The sequence below is a fragment of the Nitrososphaera sp. genome, assembly GCF_050748925.1.
Lineage (GTDB): Archaea > Thermoproteota > Nitrososphaeria > Nitrososphaerales > Nitrososphaeraceae > Nitrososphaera.
Genome location: NZ_JBOGQF010000210.1, coordinates 1 through 1921 on the forward strand (window position 1 = coordinate 1; position 1921 = coordinate 1921).

Genomic DNA, 1921 nt, shown 5'->3' on the forward strand with positions numbered 1-1921 from the left:
GGTTGAACGTCATCCCGAACTCTTTGACGAATCCCGATATGCGGTAGATGCCGTCTTTGATCTCTGAGATTTCTGCGCGCTCGGTCGTTGGAAAGAAAAAGTCCCTTCTTACTTCTGGCATGGTGTTTTATCGACCCTCGCCTTAGTCAAGCCTGGTGTCATGCGCTAGTCCAGCTTCAAAGTCATCGTGAGGTCGTTTGACAAAAAGTTTGACCACGACGTGGTATAGTGTGTGTGGTAGGTATTGGGGCCGTCGAACGGATCCGCCGGATCGGTGTCGCGCATGACAGAGATGTTGACCGTGCTGGTCCCCTCTGCATACTTGATGCCTATCCTGTCCCCGGCGGCTATCGTATACGGAGAAGACGATGCAAACTCGAATTCTTCATATGCCGTAGAAAGCGTGGACACGTCAAGCGTCGCAAAGACGTTCTTCATGGACAGGTTCTCATTGATGATGCCGACCTCGGCCGTCCCCGTGGGCAGGCCTGATTTCTTTAGCGTCATCGTTATAGAGTCTATCTGCTTTCCGACAAGGCTCGACGCCGGGGTCACGTATTCGGCGTGGGCGGGCCTGCCGGACCGTACGCTCTGGCCGGTCGAAACGGTCGTGTCATTCATGTGGATGGCCGGCCCGGCGGCATCGGCGCGGTAATATGCGGTGATTGTTTCATCGTCTGATATAGTAAGCGTCCTGATGCTGTCGGTGCTGCCGTCTTCCCATCTATCGAATACCTTGTCCTGGTAATTGCCTGCGTACACCTTGTACGTCGTCCCTGACGAGTTGCTGGACTGGGGATCGATTATGGCATACATGTGCAGCGTCTGGTTGCCGGTGGTGAGTGCGTGCACCGTCAGGTCCGGCTGCTCCTCAGTTCCGGTATAATTCAGCGGAGTGACGCCCCTCAGGGCGTCGCCGGTATTGTAAACTGCGGTAATAGTTGTGATGTTTTCCTCTGGCGAAGCCGAACTAAAGTGGATCGTGCGGGTCCTGTCTGTACTGTCGTTATCTTTCCAATGGTGGAATATCTTGCCGTCATAGTCTGCAACTGTCACTTTGTACGATTCATCAGCCTTGCCTGCAAATGGAAGTGGAGAATATCCCGACCCGACAAGCGTCCCATTACTTGAATGGATTGTAGTCCAGACCCCCTGGACGGGGTTTCCCGAGAGGTCTACTGCGTCTACCGTCAGGCCTGCTGCGGCTGCCGTCACCGCCGGGCCTGCAGCCGTAAAGGCGAGCTGCGAGACGACGCTGTCATAGCCGTTCCCGCCAGCTTTTTGAAACGGCACAAACAGAGTAGCAAGAATGGCCGCGGAAACAACAGCAGCCGTCAATGCCTTCTTTCTTGCAGGCTGCGACATGCCCGTATTGCCGGGCTTTTCTTATTATCCATTGCTTCATCGCATTATGGGTCATTGTGCCAAGAGCCTTGCCATGTAAGAATCCCACCTAACTTTTTGGGCAGAGGCCGTCTTTGCATCCGGTTGATTGCCCGAACTAGATCGAAAAAGAGAAAGGATAAGGCGGTATTCACGCTTTTTAATAAAATTTGGGAACCTATCTTGCAATATCACAATAAAATTAGACAATAATTTTGCAGAATCTTTGCAACTGTTTTATTTCCAATACAGATCTTGCCGAACGAGACTCCAATTGATTAAAATAATATGCTTCTTCATTTTTCTCATGGGACTCACTCGCCGATCTGTTTTATTGTTGGCTATTGCCATGGCAGCCACTCTTTTAGGCTCCATATTTGCATTCAGCGCAACATTTGCAGCCCAGCCACTCGTCACCATGGATGGGCTAAGGCCGAAGAACAGCTACCTGTCTGCCCAGGAATATGACAGGATGAAAAATTGCTCTACAGACAATGCAAAGCAGGCAAACTATACGGAATATCTGACGCATTTCAAC

1 protein-coding gene and 1 pseudogene are annotated in these 1921 nt (G+C 51.3%); one reads left to right on the forward strand and one right to left on the reverse strand.

Annotated elements, in window-relative coordinates; all coding sequences use genetic code 11:
- Positions 1-165: 165 nt before the first annotated feature.
- The gene (locus tag ACREAY_RS11560; RefSeq protein WP_431755920.1) at positions 166-1365 is read right to left on the reverse strand and encodes a hypothetical protein; all 1200 of its coding nucleotides are present in this window, start codon (positions 1363-1365) and stop codon (positions 166-168) included.
- A gap of 292 nt (positions 1366-1657) precedes the next feature.
- On the opposite strand from ACREAY_RS11560, the pseudogene ACREAY_RS11565 reads away from it, so the two are divergent.
- Positions 1658-1921 (forward strand): annotated as a pseudogene (locus ACREAY_RS11565) (hypothetical protein); the annotation flags it as partial.